This is a genomic window from Candidatus Woesearchaeota archaeon (assembly GCA_016187565.1).
GTDB lineage: Archaea > Nanobdellota > Nanobdellia > Woesearchaeales > JACPJR01 > JACPJR01.
This window is the reverse complement of record JACPJR010000004.1, coordinates 46,465-64,264: the sequence shown is the minus strand read 5'-3', so window position 1 is coordinate 64,264 and position 17,800 is coordinate 46,465. Positions and strand designations below refer to the sequence as shown.

Below are 17,800 nucleotides of genomic sequence, written 5' to 3'. Positions count from 1 at the left end.
TGACAATTTATTAGAGAGAAGAGAAGAAAGCGAACGGAGTGGGGGAGGGAAGTATGACGCAGGCGCTATAGATTCTGCGAAGCAGGCTATTATTTAAGTTTTAATTTCAAAAAATGCGCCGAGTAATATTGCGTTGAACACTTTCTAGACGAAATATTGGGGGATTTTTGGGTTATTTGTCCAGTGGTGTCGAGTGAGTCAAATGCTTAGATTTTGCTGTTTTAGCCTGTGGCGAAAGATCTTCAATGCAGTGGACAGATGCCCGTGAGGTATATAAATAAAATGAGATCACTAGGGTACATGAAAAGAGTTAATTCATTCGTAGTATTAAAGGAAGAGATGATGTTGAGGAATTTTTCACCACGAACAATGAGTGCGTACCTATACCATAACCAACGATTTTTACAATTTATTCAAAAGTCTCCAAGAGAGATAAAATGCAGTGACATACGTTCATATTTACTTTGGTTGTATGAAAGAAGAATGTCTGTCTCACACATCAACGTCGCACATAGTGCATTAGAGTTATACTATGGAAAGATTCTAAGAAGGAGTTTAGAACTTCCCTTTCAGAAGAAACCATTTGTGTATCGACAAACGCTCACCAAAGAAGAGATAAAGATACTACTCGAAATAGTGAAAAACAAGAAGCATAAACTACTCATTGCAGTCCTCTATGCTACCGGAGTTCGTGTTCAGGAATTAGTGAATATACGCAGAGAACATCTTGATATAGCCAGAGGTTTCTTACTGGTTAAGCAAGGAAAAGGAAGAAAAGATAGGTATACACTTCTCCCAAGAAACCTTGTGACAGAAATAGAAACATATAGCAAGGAAGAAAAGAAAACAGATGGTTATCTTTTTACAACAACGCATGGAAAATTAACCGTAAGAACTGTTGAAGTAATATTACATAAGGCAGCAAAAAAAGCAGGAATCAGGAAGAAGGTTACTCCCCATATTCTTCGTCATACCTTTGCCATGCATTTACTTGAAGGAGGAACAAAGCTTGAGCAGATCCAACAGCTCTTAGGGCATACACACCTCCAGACAACCCAAATTTATGCACGAACAAATCCAGAACAGCTACAGGGAATACAAAGCCCTTATTTCTCGTTTGATAAATATTTAAGTACATCTCCAGATGATCCTGTCAAATCCTACTGAGGAATCCTTTTCGTGGCTCAAAGATATCTCCTTTACGTTTCAATTGCTCAATGGCTTCCTCAACTTTTTCCTCTTCAATGCCGCGCTCTACTGCTTCCTTAACAATATCTTCGATGGGAATGGTTTTTCCAAGAGTGTTTTCAAGCTCATGGATAATTTCTCGTACTAAAACAATCTTGCTTCGTTCAGTTGCAGGAACTCCTGTTGAAATTCTATCGATGTCAATTTTTCCCGTTTCTGGGTCAACACCAACCTGGGATAAACAAAAATGCAAGAGCTCAATTGCCTTTAGAGCATCCTTTTTCAAGGCTTTAGTACTGAGTCGTAATTTTGCAGATGCCTCGGTTAATCTCACTAACGCTTCAAGTTGTCGCGCAGAAATAGGAATCGCTTGAACCTCTCCATCCTTGGAACCAGAACCTCTCATTTTGAGATAATACTCTTCAATAGCCTCAATAGCGCTGTCCGATAGTACAGGAGTAACTCGTTGCCGCGCATAAGCAATATATTTTCTCAAGAGATGGGTATTAATCTCAGGAATCTCTGATAAGGGGGATTGATGTAACAGAAGAATAAACTTTGCCATCTTAGAATCTTTCTCAGCGTCTGGAATATCACGAATAGGAAAGATTAAATCAAAACGATTGATTAAGGTAGGAGGCAAATCAATCTGCCGGGATAATGTTTCGTAAGGATCAAAACGGCCAAATTTAGGATTGGCTGCTGCAAGCACGGTTGTTTCTGCACGGAGTGTTGCCTGAATGTTTGCTTTTGAGACTGAAACTGAATTATGAAGAACAAGGTTTTGACTTATGAATGAATGTGTCGGTTCAATAGTGACGTCATATGTCCATGGCTGATCAATGTTTTTTATACGTTTAACACTAACAACTCGAAGAAAACGCAAATCACTGTGGATCAGTTGATGAAGGGATACAATTTTAGGAATAATCGTTTTGGCCTTTTTCTCAATAAGCTCATATATTATTCTCTTTAGATCATTATGTTTAGGATGTGATGTTTCCTCATAGGAGTAGACACTTGCTAAAGAAATTTGCATTGCTTTTGCAATAGAGGCCATTGAAATGCCCCAAACCCGACGTATATGCCGTAGATCAGAGGAGGGATAGACATCCATACCTTTTTGAAGATGATTCTCTATTTTCTTAAGATATCGCCAACAGGTTTCTCGATGGGCATTCTGCTTCTTGAGATTTTTTTGAAAGAAATAACCATCATCTAATTTAAAGTGTTTCAATAGGTCATGGATTTCTTGTACGTAGGTATAGGGCAGGACATCTCGATCGTTTTTCTTTCTCTTACTACGGAGTAATAATTCTTGAATTCTTTTTTTTCTTGAATCCATCTCAGGTACAAGCTCATAAAAGCGTTCATAGCTCTCTAATCCTGAGATTATAATTTTATGATATCTTGCATTGCCTCTTTTTTCTGTTTCAATATAACTATACATCGAGCTATTGAGGAGAAGTTGCTGGACATCTTCTGCGAGCTTATAAGAACTCGTCACAAATCCTGTACGCTCTTTGTCAACAAAACCATCACCTAAAAAATACCCTTGGAGAAAACTTTGCTGTAAGAGAAGTGATCCTGTTTTCACTTCGTGAGGAACTCTTTTGAAAGGAGCCTTTTTCAATAATTCTGGAACTTCTTGTTTGAGCGTTTGATAAATCCCTTGTGAACTCAATCTAACGGTAACCAGTTCCTTGGTGGCTTTACTCTGTTCTTCAACGAACCGTGTTTGCATAAATGGCTTTTTTGCAAAGAGTGTTTCCATGAGTTCCTTTGTAAGCTGTACAATACCTCTATTAGTGTTAGAGATTCCAATTTCTGCATAACGGTGTTGTTGGCTTTGATAACTATGCCCTTCACTGCAGAAAAGACCGAGAAATAATCCTCGTTTTTGCGAATAAGCCTCTTGATCTGCCTTCTTATTGAGTAAAGATAATCGTCTTGGTGCAGGAGCCATCATGCCTGGTACAATTGTTCGCGCCTCCCTTGTTACGATTCTACCGTCTTCAACAATATAAACTGGGTGTTCTGGAGTAACCATTATTGATCGGCCATTGCTGTAGGTAATCTGGCAAAAGTATGATGATGCTTTATGGCGACTAAGTGCATGTATCTTTACAGGAAAAATACCAGTAAAGTCAGTAGTCATAATCTCAGGAAGATCTACTCCTCTCAATATCTCACAATCTTTTCCTTCTACCATCTTGTGTTTATGATTTTCTATAAAGCGACTGACAAAGTCGCCTATCTTTTCCGTTGATCCATCAACAAACATGATCTCAGTGTCATAGTGATAGCACTGTTGCTCAAGTGCTTCATGCATAGCACTCCTATCTTCTGGAGTCATTTTATCCATCTCATCAAGCATGCAAATCCCTTTATTTGCAAGAACTAAGGCTCCAGCCTCAAGCGCCCATCCTCTGAGGAATTCATCCTTGACTACACTTGCCGTGTTATGAACAAGAACGCCGTCAACAACAAAATTATGAGAATCGTTAATGGTTAGATCATACACATATTTATACGTTGGTTTCTTTGCCGTAATAGAAGTTATTTCATCCCAGAAGATATCACTATTAGCAAGTCTATCAAGATACGTAATATCAGGGTCTTTGAGAGCTATGCGTGAGAGTATTTGTTGTAATCCTGCACGTGAAAGATTATTATGCCATCCTGTTTTTCGTAAAGACAGTGCATGTCGCTGAAGCACGGATTTAAGAATGTTTCCCGCTCCAGGTATCAAATCAATATTACTATGCTCCTTCTTCTTTTGCTCTGCGAGAAGGGCTAACTTTTTTTGCTTTGCGGGATGTCGAAGAGGAATATGTTGTGAAAACCTTTTTATATGTTCTGATCCTCTCACTGAAAGAACCCATAATCGAAGCTTTCTTGTAATTATTCCTTCTTGTGGTTCTCGATAACGAAGCGTGCTCTGAATGCTATATCGTAATAAAACTATCTGTAATTGCCTGGCAAGTTTTTCTGAACACGTATAGTATTCAATAACGTTTGACCCAGCTTTTCCTTTTCTCTGATATACTGAACCATCAGTGTCATACAAGCCAGCAATATAAGACGCTAAATAGTCATTGGGCAAATGCAATAAAACATCCGATAGATAGATTTTATGTGACTTCGGTGAAAGGGGAATGCCTAGACGAATAAATATCTCCCCGAGAAGTTTTGATGCTGTTCGCGTTGCTTCTGGCCTATTCTCATTTCCTTTTTGCACACCAAATTTGAGATGAAGCGATCGTAAGAACTTTTGGAAGATTTTTTGAAGAGTAGGAGTTGCATTGGAGAGCCTAATCGCGTAGGCATGAGACTTCTGTTCTCGCAGATCACCATCACCTGCTACCAAGCCTGCACAATAGAGAAGTTCTTTTGTTAAACGAGGGGGAAAAACCGGTTTTTTTCCTCGATAAAGACTGAGTACTTTCACCTGTTTTTTCCAGGAAACAGCAACATCTTCACAGATCTTTTGGAGATCCTTGCGATGGATATTTCCTCGTGCTTTTTTGTTAACCCAATGATGGTAGAGTTGATTTTCATTGACACCAAGAGCCTTTGCTGCAGTTCGAAGATCACCATATTTTCTGGTAAGTAAGGGAAGAATCGAGGTTATGAAATCTTTTACTTCATAAATAATAGGATTTGAGCTGATAAGATCAATGGTATACGGAACATCATTCCCACCAATCAATCGACGAGGTGTCGCAATAACCATTCCCTTCTGAAGCTCTTTACTTTTTATCCAGGTTGTTCTTCCATGTAGGAGAGTAAATAACTGCGTGTTTGCTGTTAATTCTATTTTTTTGCCACTTCTGAGTCTTATCTCAAAGACAGATACTGGAGCTTCTAATTTCCAGAGAGATTCAGGATGTTTGGTTTGCATGGTTAAATCATGAGACATGCTTTGAATCTTTACATCAGTAATATTATCCTGCTTCCAGATTCCTGGTCGATACTCGGACGCTGTTCTTATTCGTGGTTCAACAACATCCTCAATTGCCGTCATCCCTCCAGGATTTGTCATGACCATACTTGTTGGTGCAACACAAAGACCAGCTGCGGTAGCTCCTCGCCCACTGACATACCGTGATTTAGGCGCAACTTTAGTAATTCGCTTAAGGAGCTGTGAATTGTGGACCATAACCCCATTTGCAACAAAATTATGTACGTGCTCGATCTCAAGATCATAAACATAGTCTTCTGTTGTAGGGACAATCGTTATCTCTCTAATTTTATCCCAAAAGAGATCTGCCTGACTGGCCTTGGTAAGAATCTGGACAAAAGGATCATGAGGAGTAATCCTTGTATAGACTTCAGCAATTTGTTGTAATTTCTGACGTGACGGGTGTCGATCTCCTCGTTCATAATGCTGATAACTGCTTCTTGACATACCAAAAGAGGATTGATGTAATCCATATTGCTTGCGCAACAGTTTTAGAAGTTCTTTAACATGAGGGACAATGTTGATATTCGTATTCAGGATACTCTTTGTCGCAATAACTTTCTGTAATCTCCTGGTTTTTACCGTTGAAACAAAGCCAACCTCTCGAGCAAACACACATACATTTTCTCCACTTATCCGTAAACGGTAATATCTTCTTTTTATTTTTTGAGAAGTATTCGTTGCATATTTCAGAGAAGACGTTACTTGTGATATGATACCAAATCGTAACAGTACTAATTTCAAATCAAAAATAAGATCTTTGCTCTTAGAGCTAAATTCGATCTCCCTTTTTCTCGGATCAATAAATGCTTCACATTCAAATAACGATCGGAGAAACTCCTTCACAATAGCATTAGGAGATCGAGTAAGTGCATCACTGATGCGCATCTCAGCAGATCGTTTTGTAATATTCTCGTCTATCTTTTCAAGAATGCGTACTACTTCAATTGAGCTGAGGTATGATTCATACGCAGCAGTTTGTTGTTTTCTCCTTCTTGTTGGCGTGATCCCAAGTACTCGTTGGCATAACTGTTCAAAGTCCCGGAGGATTTCTTGATCTGCATTGGTAAAGCTTACAAGGCCTGTTGTTTTTCTCATGCTTACATAACCATCGCCAATAAGATATCCCAAAAATCTGGCAACATCACCGTCTATATACTCTTTGACTCGGTGTTTTACTCGGTTATGTGCAGGAGAATACCGAATTTCTTTTGGAATCTTCTGTAAGCTTCCTTCAACGACTATTTTATTCGGCAGGGCGATGTATTCTCCCACGTGGTAGGTGTGTGCTTCTTTGGCAAAGATAATGCCATCGCTAGTAGTAAATAAAGGATGTTCGTTAGTGACGATCAGCTCATTTCCTGTTCCTGTTACTATCTTCAACATCTGGCTTGGTGCTTTACGTTTCCAGAAACGCAGTGGCTGAGAACTGGTGAGGGTTCCAAAGAGGTTAATCGAATAAACTTTTTGACCATAATACGTGTATTGACCGAGTGATTCCTGCTCGACAAGCTTCTTGATGGGAACTATTTCTCCACTGTCAAGGACAATTTTTGTATCTCCTGCAACGCACTTGCCCGCTCCAGGGTCTCCAATCAGTAAGACATGGATATCTCCTCTCGTGACCACACCATCATCACGTATTTTCCTCACGCCCCCTGCAAGCTGGAGTAACAATGCTTCCTTAATTTTTTCATGGCCATAAATACTTGGGGCAATAGAACCAACGAGCTTCTGCAGCAATCGTTGATCCTGAGCAAGATCCTTAATTTCTTGCTCTTCTTTTTCAGAGATAGTGATGTCAGTAAAGTCCTCTTCAATGGGCTGAAGAAAGTTTCCCTCAAGCAGGATTTCATATCGCGTAGATTTTGCACCTGAACGCAATTCAATCGGTACTTCTTTAATAATGCCATTAAGACGAATTTTATTACCAGGATTTGTTCTTTTCTCACTCAGCGGACTAACAAGATCGTCTTTCAGAAAAACATTAATGCGTTTTGGTTGTTCTCCACCTTCAAGATCCTCAGGAGCTTCCTCCAACACCAGGCCTTGGGCATCAACCAGCTCTTTGGCAATGAGCTTGAATTTTCCTTTTCTTCCACAACCACATCGGGAGGGTTCCTTAAATTTAGTGTCCAATTGGAGCACGCTGATGATATTCCCACACGAGGGACATTCAAAACGCGCAGAGGTAACTTGTGGTCTAACATCTGATTTTTGACGGACAACACCATCGATCTGCAAGAATCTACCTAAATGAACACTTCGGACATTTCGAATTAACATCTTTTGGGAATCTGGAAGGTTGGTAACACGAAAATGGAACCGCTTAATTTGTTCAGCTGGAAAATCAAAACTCTCCAGAGCCATCTCAAACGCCCCAAGTATTTCCTCAGGCTCCTCAAGAAGCTCATCTGCAATACCAGGATGGAATTTACTGAACTCTTGGAAATCGAGGACAAGATGATGTTCTCCCTTACGCAATGTTTCAAGGAGCTTGGCATAGTACTGTGTTTCCAAAAATTTCTTTGCCGTTGTAATTTGCTGGGTTGCATCCATCGAAATTCACTCAAATTTCACTCTTCTTTTACACCTTACAAGCGCTACCGCTACCATGCATTGAAAATTTATCGAGATCTTGATGAGGGATTATTTAACCTTCTTAAGGTTCTCAATGAGCATATCCAATGCTGCATGAACCTCTTCCTCTGATTTCGTCCCAGTACAGACGACTTTACCATTACTGAAGAGCAAGAAGGTTGCCTTTGCCTTAGGAAGTTTATAGACCAGGCCAGGAAATTGCTCTGGTTCATATTCAGTATTTTCAAGTTTCATGGCAAGGGTATTTAGGTTCAAATCCATGCCGACAGAGCCAGAGGCAACGATATTTTGAATAGTAACCTCAGGCTCAATCGTGATCTTTACATTGATCTTTTCCAAGCTCTTAATGATCTTTTTAATTGATTCATGAACCTTTTGCATGCTCCTTGCTCCAGTACAGACTACTTTACCTGAGCTAAAGATCAAAGCAGAGGTTTTAGGCTCTTTTATACGAATAACAAGGCCAGGAAACTGTTCTGGATTGTATTCTGTGTTAGAAAGAGTCGCAGCCATCTTTTCCAAGGGTATATCATGCTTTAATGATGTTGAAACAACAATGTTTACGACTTCAATGTCCTTTTTAGCCATGTAAATCCCTCCATATGACGTTTTAAACCATTACGGTAACTTCCCCCATTTATAAAGGTAAGGGGGAAACATTTATAAATTCTGCGGTTCTGAAATATATTTTTTAAAACATAATTCTTTGAGGAGTGATACCTCCTGAATTTCTTGTGGAGATTGCTCTCGTCGAGACTGCCGACGATAAAAAAGAGAAGCCAAACACCGGTCTAAAAAGGAACACCCCATGATTTCCTGTGGAGGTTTAGCTGTCTGTAATGGCCTTAGAGTGTTCTCCCCAACGGTTGCCCAGAGACCGGATGAGAATGCTGCTGGGTATAAGGAAATAAAACACGAGTACTTCCCGCTATCATTACCATTCCTGGTGCAGAAAGTGTTTCCCGAAATCCACAGACTTCATGAATAGGACCAGTAATAACAAAACTCGCTTCTCTGAAGGGGTAACCTAAATTATCACTTTTCCAAAGAGTGACATTAGGGAAAGATCTGGCTTTCAGTTCTTCAAGTTGTTCAGCATACACTTGGCAACGGTTTTTAGGGGGAGATGATGAATAATAATGTGCATTAAAAACAAGAGCCGCTTGAGTAACGGTTTGTCTGCTTATTAAAGAGATCGTATCTCTTGTACGGATATATGCCTCAAGATCACCAACCATGCTTTCAGTTCCACTCACTACCAGATCGACCGAAGTCTCACTTCTTAGAGGAAACCAACGTCGTCGTACATCTGTCGTATTCATCAGTACGGTAAATTCAGGTTCCTGTAGAGAAGTACTATCCCCTGATACCGGCGATTGTGGCTCTAAGAGTCTTTCTTTCAAATACTGACTCAAACCTTCGTACGCTAATGGATCTGTTGTTTTTAGTTGGTAAAATCGGACAATGGCCATGATGTAAGGAATGAAGAGATGCTATATAAAATTATTGCTATATATATTATTGTAATTTACTTTTTCCACGAAAAAGAGCAGCTTTCTGGTGTGCGTCTAAGCCTTCAACCTCGGCGAGTTGTGCAGCAATAGCTATCAGTTCCCGAGGAACTTTTTTCCCCATTTGTTGATAGGTGACAACCTTTATAAAATCATACACTGATAAACCGCCACGGTATCGTGCGGTGCCATTGGTAGGAAGAATATGGTTCGTCCCTGTACAATAATCTCCAAAAACCTCTGCACTATTTTCTCCAATAAACAATGAGCCATAATTCTGTAGCTTTCCAAGAATCCATTCTGGAATTTGTGCTTCACTCTTTACTTGTTTTTTCATTTGTTTTTCCCTTCTGTTTACCTGTAGTTCGAGGTGTTCTGGTGCTCGTTTATTAGCGATGGTTACTGCTGTCGCTAAACTATCGACAATAATAATACTGCCATTTTGCAACGCCAATTGAGCAACGTCTTTAGTTTTCAATTTCGCTATTTGGATCTTGATTTGCTCATTAACCTTAACCGCCAATTCCTTTGAGGTTGTTAGTACGTCAACTCGAGCATCAGGATCGTGCTCTGCTTGAGCAAGTAAATCAGCGGCTATAAACTCTGGATTTCCGGTCTCATCAGCAATGATAAGAACTTCACTAGGGCCAGCTATAAAGTCGATGCCAACAATGCCAAAAACCTCTTTCTTGGCTGCGGTTACATATTTATTCCCCGGACCTACAATCTTATCAACCTGAGGAACAGATTCTGTACCGTAAGCCATTGCCCCAATAGCCTGGATTCCTCCAATACAAAAGATTCTATCTGCTCCTGCAAGATTTGCTGCCACAATCGTTATGGGCGCTATTTTTGGAGAACAAACAATAATTTCTTTGACGCCAGCAACCTTTGCAGGAATAACACTCATCAGTGCTGAAGATGGCAAAGGATATCTCCCACCAGGAACATAGCAGCCAACCCTTGTTAAGGGAATTATCTGTTGTCCAAGAATGACCTCGTCCTTTGTTGTTTCAAAGTTTGTATATTGCGCAAACTGTTTCTCGGCAAAGTACCGTATATTTTCCCTTGCTTTTTTTAGCATGGACAATGTTTTTTTATCAACCTTCTCGTACGCTTTTTTTATCTGCTCCTGAGACAACTCTAAACTCTTCAGTTGTTGTCTATCAAATTTTTCAGTGTATTTCAAAACAGCCTCATCCCCATTGATTTTAACTTCGTTAAGTATCTGTTTGACTATTGCAAGTTCCTCTGTCTCAGCATAGGCATAAAATTTCTCATCCAAAGCAGTAGACGGTATGATTTTCATTTCCTTCTCCTCCATAACTCATTTTTGATATCAGTTAATGAAATATTCTTTTTAGCCATGAGAACCATCACAAAATAGGTTAAGTCTGCAATCTCCCAAATAAGATTTTCTCTGTCCGTATAATTAATAATCTCTTGCGTTTCCTCAAGAATTTTCTCCTTGAGTAGAGTTTCATCACGCGCTACCGTAACGGTATATGATTTAGGTGGAGCCTCCTGTGGATTATTGATCCTCTGTGCAATAAGCTCATAGAGCTCATCAATGCTAAATTCTCGGTTGCCGAAACAGGAGTAGGTTCCCTCATGGCATGCACTGTTTTTTTGACGTACCTTAAACAAAAGGGCATCTCGGTCACAGTCATAGTGTACGGTTACCAGATCTTGATAATTTCCTGAGGTTTCTCCCTTGACCCATATTTTTTTTCGTGATCTGCTGTAATAGGTTGCTTTCCCTGATTCCAAACTCATCCGCAACGATTCTGGTGTTGAAAACCCAAGCATGAGGACTTGCCCGTCACGTTGCCAATTACATTGTCCACTACTTTCCTGAACAATTGTTGGGATAAGCCCATTATTTTTATCAAAGTCCAAGAGAGCTATAAATGCCTCGCTAAGATTAATCTTGCCGGTATACAGTGCCATACCGATCTGTGCATTGGCCTTGATACTTTCAATATTCTTTATATCATCTATTGTCGTAATACCACCAGCGACGGTAAAGTTATTTCGAGTAGCACTGCGTAGTTCACAGATCCTGGTGAAATCAATACCTTGCATTAATCCTTCGTCATTAACATTGGTGAACAGAAACTCGGAACAATAACCCTCTAGTTCACGGAGCATTTGTTCTGGCGTCATTGTAGTTTTTTTTGTCCAACCTTCATTGACAACAACGTTATCTTTGGTGTCCAATGCAACAACCAAGCGATCTTTAGGTAATTTTTTTAAGAATTCCGGCGTTGCCATTGTACCAATCACTATTTTTTTTGCTCCTGTTTGGAGTAACTCGGTTGCCTTTTCATAGGTTCGTATACCCCCGCCAACTCTACATGACGCTCTCTTGCAAATCTCTTTGATTAATGCACTATTGTCACCTTTTCCGAATGCAGCATCTAGGTCAACAACAACGATCTCGCCATAGATAGAAAATTGTTTAGCTAACGCTAACACATCGTCTCGTTCCAATACCTTTTCCTTGCCTTGTCGTAGTTGAACTGCCTTTCCATGCATGATATCAATACTTGGAATAATCATAGTACTACCTCGATTCCATTTCCCTGAAGATATTCCTTAACCTCTCGAACAGTATACGCGTTATAGTGGAAGAGTGAAGCTACCAGTGCTGCATCTGCCTTTCCTTTGGTAAACCCCTCAAGAATATCTGGCAGAGATCCTACACCTCCTGATGCAATAACGGGGATAGTAACAGCCTCTGCGATTTGCCGTACTAATGCCAGATCATATCCTTTTTTTGTTCCATCCTGATCAATGGAAGTAAGAAGGATTTCCCCTGCTCCGAGGAGTTGCATTTTTTTAGCCCACGGCATTACCTCTAGTGCTGTTATGTCTTTACCACCATTGATGAAAACTTGCCATCTACCGGCTGTTTTTTTAGCATCAATAGCTACGACAATACATTGGCTTCCAAATATTGCTGATGCTTCTTTGATGAGGTCAGGATTTTTAACAGCAGCTGTGTTTATTGAAACTTTATCAGCACCGGCATTAAGCAAAGCCCGTATATCTTCTATTGTACGTATTCCTCCTCCTACAGTAAACGGAATGAAAATCTGCTTTGCAACTTTTTCGACAACATCTATCATGGTTTTTCGCTCTTTAGAGGAAGCAGTTATATCGAGAAGGACTATTTCATCAGCCCCTTCATCATAATATTTTCTCGCCAGCTTCACCGGATCACCAGCGTACCTCAGATTAACAAAACCAGTGCCTTTTACGGTTTGTCCATTGTTGACATCTAAACAAGGAATTATTCTTTTCGTTAGCATTGTAACCACCGTTTCAGTAATCGAAGTCCAGGGTTTCCACTTTTTTCAGGGTGGAATTGCAGTGCAGTGACGTTCACAGTGACGCTTTTAGCCTGAATCGCACTGACAAAGGTGCCATAGTAATCAGTGGTAGCTGCAATGAGTGAACGATCCTCTAGAACAACATAGTAAGAGTTGACAAAATACATAAAATCTTCTTTAAAGAGAGGTTGCATTGGCTGCATTGATCCTTGTGATATTGATCCCCGTGATTGTGGCTTTTTGGTTGGGACAATACGATTCCAACCGATCTGCGGCACTTTCCCTTTGCGAAACCTCACTACCTTTCCTTTAAAGATGCACAATCCTTTACTGCCAGGACTTTCTTCACTTTCTTCAAACAATGCCTGAAGCCCCAAACAAATCCCTAAAAATGGTTTACCACTCATGATGAATTTTTGAATAGGGTTAATAAGATCTTTTTTCTTCACAGTTTCCATCATATAGCCAAAAGAACCATCACCAGGGAGAATAAGACGGTCTGCATTCATGATTACCTTTGGATCATCAGTGATGATGCTCTCCTTTCTCAAGTAATCAAATGCATTGGTGAGACTTCTCAAGTTCCCTGCTCCATAATCAATGATGGCTATCATAGTATTCCCTTCGTGCTTGGAATCTTTTCTTTTGCTCGTAGCTCAATGGCACATGCCATCTTCATGGCCTTAGCAAAAGCTTTGAAGATAGCCTCTATCTTGTGGTGATCGCTCCTTCCGTATGGCATCTGTACAGCTATATTCGCTTGAAGTCCTACGGAAAATCCATAAAAAAAATCCTCCAAGGTGTCAGTATCAAACCCTCCACAAAATCTCCGAGTAAAGGTTGCATCAAAGCGAAGATAGGGCCTTCCACTGATGTCAAGCGCGACAACAGCAAGCGCATCATCCATAGGGTAAACAAAATATCCTGATCGGTTGATTCCTTTTTTTTCTCCGAGTGCTTGCTTAAAGGCTTGGCCTAACACAATGCCGCAATCTTCAATCGTGTGATGCTGATCTACGTCTCTATCGCCCTGAGCCTTCATGGTTATATCAAAAAGACCATGCTTGGTAAAGGATTCAAGCATGTGCGTAAAAAAGCCAATAGGAGTTTCTATGGTGTAGTTCCCTGTACCATCAATGTTCAGATTAAGAGAAATCTGTGTTTCCTTTGTTGCTCTTTCAATGACTGTTTGCCTCATGGTACCTTTTGTATCGTTCATGGTATTACTCATATTGCTAGCCTTATTGTTGCTTACGCTTTTGCTCGTCTCTTTCATACGATCACCTTTGTTATTGCATTGACATCTTCAAGAACTTGCTGTGCACCTTGCTGCAGGAATTTTTTCTGTAATCCTTGATTGCTTTGGTCGTTTCCTGACAGAATGCCTATTGCACGAATTCCTGCTCGCTGTGCAGCAATGATATCATCAATATTATCCCCCAAATACAGGGCTGTCTTTTGTATACTTTTCTTTCCCAGACGCTGGAGAGCAAGTCGCAGTGGATAAGGATTTGGTTTTGCCTTTTCAGAAGGATAATCCTCCATTACAATAACCGTATCAAAAAATGGGGCAACCGCAAACTTTTCTAAAATAAAGGTTGCCTCTTGTCGTGGCCTTCCGGTAACAATCCCTAAACGATAATTTTTGTACAATTGTTCAAGCGTGTCTTGGGAAAATAACCATTTCTCGTCTTCAATATATCCACGAGTAGTCTCATTTCCCCAGTAAATCTCTTGGAATGTTTCAATGATCAGTTGCTTTGGAATTGTTATTCCTCGTTTAAGAATGAGTGCCTCAGTAAGATCCCAGTCGTTATTGTAGCCCCCTTGTCTCTTGAGTTGTTCTATCTCGCTCGGATCAATACGCGCTTGCGTAAAGAACGCTGCGGTTTCTTGTATTGCTCTTCGATAGGATTGACGGACATCAACAAGAACTCCATCCATGTCAAAGAGGAGTATCTTTTGTGGAAGAATATTCTTAAGCGCACCTAAGAGTTGATCACCTTGTTTTTTTGTTCCAACGCCAATCCTTACGCAGTTCTGTAACAGCGGATAGCTTGTTCGATTCCTTACGAGAATATTCTGTTGTTTAAGTTTTTCACATAGTTCGTTACACCTGGATCCTGCATTAACCACGAGAAAATTTGCTTGTGAAGCAAAGACCTGTAAACCAAGTCCAGTAAGCTCTTTCATGAGCCTTTCGCGATTTACTTTTACTTCACTAACATAGCTATCAACAAAATCAAGGTCCTGTAAAGCTGCTCGTGCTGCAACAAGAGCAAGTGCATTGACACTGTAGGGAGAGGAGGCTTTTTTAAGGTTGTTGATAATTTCTGCTGACGCAATAATATATCCGAGACGTAGCCCTGCAAGACCAAATGCTTTTGAAAATGTTTGGATAATAATAAGATTAGGGTATTTTTCAATTAAACCCATAGAACTTTTACCGTAGTACTGGTAATAAGCTTCATCGATAAGTACCATACTTTTTCTTGCTTTGGTGAGTATCCGGAGAATATCCTCTTCTGAAATTACTGTTCCTGTGGGATTATTTGGGTTAACAAGAACAATAAGCTTTGTTTTATCATTTATTTTCTCAAGAACAGCATCGGTAGGAAAACTCAAATCGTTGTTGTACAGCACAGAAATAATTTTTGCCTCGCTGAGAGTTGCATACAGTTGAAAGAGAGCAAAGGTTGGTTGCGGAATAATGACTTCATCATCTTTTGTCAGATAGGTATCCATGATCAGTTTAATAGCCTCATCAGTAGCATTTGTTATCCGAAGATTTGATGGAGGAATGATGAGAAATGACGCCAGCTCTTTGGTAAATTCCTTATATTCAGGATATTGGGAAACAGTAAACATGTTTATTTTTTTAAGTGCCTTTATCACTTGAGGTGAACATCCTCTGGTGTTCTCATTAAAGTCCAGACAGAGTTTCCCTTGCCGTTGTTCCAACGGAGGGTCATACACTTTTAACGTCTGTACAACTGATCGTGGAGTTGGTGTATTTTGTTCTGTATTATCAGCACCAATAATCACAAAATCACTTTGAAAAATGGTGTCATACACCTTGAGGCCAAATTTCTTGAGCGAATTACCGGTATAAACAATGTCAATAATAACATCAGCAATACCCTCTTGACAGGTTGTCTCGACACATCCATTGATGTAAATCTTTTGAAATGCAAAACCCTTTCTCTCTAAGAAATTAAGATATCGCTTAGCCAATCGTTTATACTTTGCTGCAACGCAAACCTTTGCAACTTTTGGTAAAGACAAAAGATCTTTAGTATCTGGCCCTATAAAACAAAGTGTTGGCTTTCTAAAACAGGCAGCAGGATCGTCCCAGGTGATCTTCTTAATAACACGCAACGATGTATTCTTATCTTTGAGAAGATACTCTTTAAAAAGGTCCTCGCCTGTTAAACCGAAAGTTGGTTTCCCCTGTTCTTGGAATTGCTTAACTAAGAAGGGAATATCCTCTCCACGAGCTTCGATAATAGTACTCTTCTCTTTATTGCTAAAAGACGACAGAGCAATTGTTCGATAGGTTTCAAGTCCTGTATTTTTTGGAACAATGATGAAGACAACCACCACTGTCAATCATGGTTTGCATCAAATCACCCCACTCATTTGTAAAGAAAGGACAGGTAACAAAAGGGCGGTAGAGGGGAATCGAACCCCTGTCACAGGATTTCTGCAACCGTAAACGTTTACCACAGTCCTGTATTCTACCATTGAACTACTACCGCCATTACTACCAGAAAACTGAGAAGAAAGGAAGGCTGCCTTGACCATACTGAACAAAGGAAAAGAGGTAGAGGAAGTGATAGAGGAAATAATAGTATCAAGAAGACGTGAAACACGCAAGAAAATAGTCGACAAAAACAAAAATTTAGATCTACCGATAATGAAGACAATCAGCACATAATCGTACATTAGCCTCAATTAATGAGCGTGTTTTTGTCATATCTTGAGGGGAAACGCAGACAAGTATATAAATCTTTCTGTTACTACCCTTAAGTTACTTCACTAACAAGATTACATAATATAACCCCGTATTTAAAATTATTTGCGAAGGTCGAGAATTTTTGGAAAAATCCGGAGGAGCCGAGGTCAGTGAGCTATTTTACCAAACAAGAAAACTCCACCAAGGTTTTTGTGTTTTTTCAATATTTCCAGATTTCGCGTTAAGGCTTGTTTTTATGTTCATCTGTGTTGGTATGAAAAATAGTAAATTACCTTTCTTAACCCCAGTCATTTCGTATGAAATTATTTCTCCGTCTTCCTTTAATTCAATGTCAACAACTTCTTCTACGACACTACTATCCTTTACTATTTTTATTGCAGATTCAGTAGATACTGCAATGCCTTTTCCACCAAATCCTTGACCATGACATTCAATAGGAATCGTCTGTTCGTCACAAGTGCAATCTTTAGGACAAATAGTATACCTTGGTTTGCCTCCAGCTTCTTCTAATCCAATTGGTAACCAACCTTCGACATTTGCCTCCACTTCAAAATCTATCCTTTCAGAATTATATCCTGGAGTACTTGCAGAAGCTGTATAAGTTCCAATAGGCAAATCAGTAAATAAAACTTCACCATTTTCTGTTCCGGAACTTCTTATAACTTCGCCATCTTTCAAAATCTCTAGTTGTCCATTTCTGATGTATACCTTAGTCTGTGGGGCATATTTTTCTAGTAGTGCGATTTTTATACTACCTGTTGCTCCTTCTGGTGCTTTTATAAGAGCAACAGACACGTAGCCGGTAACTCCAGCCTTTTTTGTAAATTCTTTTTGGGCAGAAATATAGTTAGGAGCTTTCGCCGTGATTGTATAAACTCCCGGTTGAACATTTGAAAACACTGCTTGCCCTGTTTCATCAACAGAAACATCTTGCCATTCTGCTGGTATGTCTCGTTCACCGCCAATTGAACCATAAGCTAAGGTAACCTTAGCATCTGTTAAAATTCTGGTAGCATCACCGACTTGTTCAATAACTGCTATGTATAAAGTGTTGTCATCAATTATTTCAGGGTGTGAAGGCGCGTAGACAACATTAATTAAAACTAAAAAACTGATAAGAATTGATAATACAGTTACTAAGTATTTTCCATGCTCCATATTTAATTATTAATTCAGCTGGTATCTAAATAACCATCGATAACTTCAAAAAAGGTTAAAATGTATG

At 39.7% G+C, this 17,800-nt stretch carries 11 protein-coding genes and 1 tRNA gene; 1 reads left to right on the top strand and 11 read right to left on the bottom strand.

The annotated features are described in order from the left end of the window. Positions 1–300: 300 nt before the first annotated feature. Positions 301–1,167 (top strand): tyrosine-type recombinase/integrase, encoded by an 867-nt coding sequence (locus tag HYW21_01310; GenBank protein ID MBI2547965.1) that lies wholly within the window; start codon positions 301–303, stop codon positions 1,165–1,167. Here HYW21_01310 and HYW21_01305 read toward each other — a convergent pair. The 11 genes from HYW21_01305 to HYW21_01255 all read right to left on the bottom strand — a co-directional run bounded on the left by HYW21_01305 (position 1,154) and on the right by HYW21_01255 (position 17,733). Beyond that, the gene (locus tag HYW21_01305; GenBank protein ID MBI2547964.1) at positions 1,154–7,711 is read right to left on the bottom strand and encodes a helix-turn-helix domain-containing protein; all 6,558 of its coding nucleotides are present in this window, start codon (positions 7,709–7,711) and stop codon (positions 1,154–1,156) included. The two genes, HYW21_01310 and HYW21_01305, sit on opposite strands and share 14 nt — an antisense overlap. Before the next feature lie 90 nt (positions 7,712–7,801). Beyond that, positions 7,802–8,341 carry a TATA-box-binding protein gene (locus tag HYW21_01300; protein MBI2547963.1) on the bottom strand — a complete coding sequence of 180 codons (540 nt, stop codon included), beginning with the start codon at positions 8,339–8,341 and terminating at the stop codon, positions 7,802–7,804. Positions 8,342–8,598: 257 nt separating this feature from the next. Continuing rightward, complete coding sequence (locus tag HYW21_01295; GenBank protein MBI2547962.1) at positions 8,599–9,225, bottom strand: hypothetical protein; 627 nt, start codon at positions 9,223–9,225, stop codon at positions 8,599–8,601. A gap of 46 nt (positions 9,226–9,271) precedes the next feature. Then, positions 9,272–10,573 (bottom strand): histidinol dehydrogenase, encoded by a 1,302-nt coding sequence (gene hisD / locus HYW21_01290; GenBank protein MBI2547961.1) that lies wholly within the window; start codon positions 10,571–10,573, stop codon positions 9,272–9,274. Next, positions 10,570–11,826, bottom strand: a complete 1,257-nt coding sequence (hisE, locus tag HYW21_01285) for a phosphoribosyl-ATP diphosphatase (GenBank protein ID MBI2547960.1) — start codon at positions 11,824–11,826, stop codon at positions 10,570–10,572. The genes hisD and hisE overlap by 4 nt, the downstream gene beginning before the upstream one ends. Next, a complete protein-coding gene (hisF, locus tag HYW21_01280) occupies positions 11,823–12,578 on the bottom strand; it encodes an imidazole glycerol phosphate synthase subunit HisF (protein MBI2547959.1) in 756 nt (251 codons plus the stop codon). The genes hisE and hisF overlap by 4 nt, the downstream gene beginning before the upstream one ends. Continuing rightward, a complete protein-coding gene (gene hisH / locus HYW21_01275; protein ID MBI2547958.1) occupies positions 12,572–13,213 on the bottom strand; it encodes an imidazole glycerol phosphate synthase subunit HisH in 642 nt (213 codons plus the stop codon). The genes hisF and hisH overlap by 7 nt, the downstream gene beginning before the upstream one ends. Beyond that, positions 13,210–13,797, bottom strand: coding sequence for an imidazoleglycerol-phosphate dehydratase HisB (gene hisB, locus HYW21_01270; GenBank protein MBI2547957.1), 588 nt, complete (start codon positions 13,795–13,797; stop codon positions 13,210–13,212). The genes hisH and hisB overlap by 4 nt, the downstream gene beginning before the upstream one ends. Before the next feature lie 74 nt (positions 13,798–13,871). Beyond that, positions 13,872–16,199: a histidinol-phosphate transaminase gene (hisC, locus tag HYW21_01265; GenBank protein ID MBI2547956.1), complete on the bottom strand. Its 2,328-nt coding sequence runs from the start codon at positions 16,197–16,199 to the stop codon at positions 13,872–13,874. Positions 16,200–16,265: 66 nt separating this feature from the next. Further along, positions 16,266–16,357, bottom strand: a tRNA-His gene (locus HYW21_01260). A gap of 377 nt (positions 16,358–16,734) precedes the next feature. Next, positions 16,735–17,733, bottom strand: coding sequence for a carboxypeptidase regulatory-like domain-containing protein (locus HYW21_01255; protein ID MBI2547955.1), 999 nt, complete (start codon positions 17,731–17,733; stop codon positions 16,735–16,737). Positions 17,734–17,800: the final 67 nt, after the last annotated feature.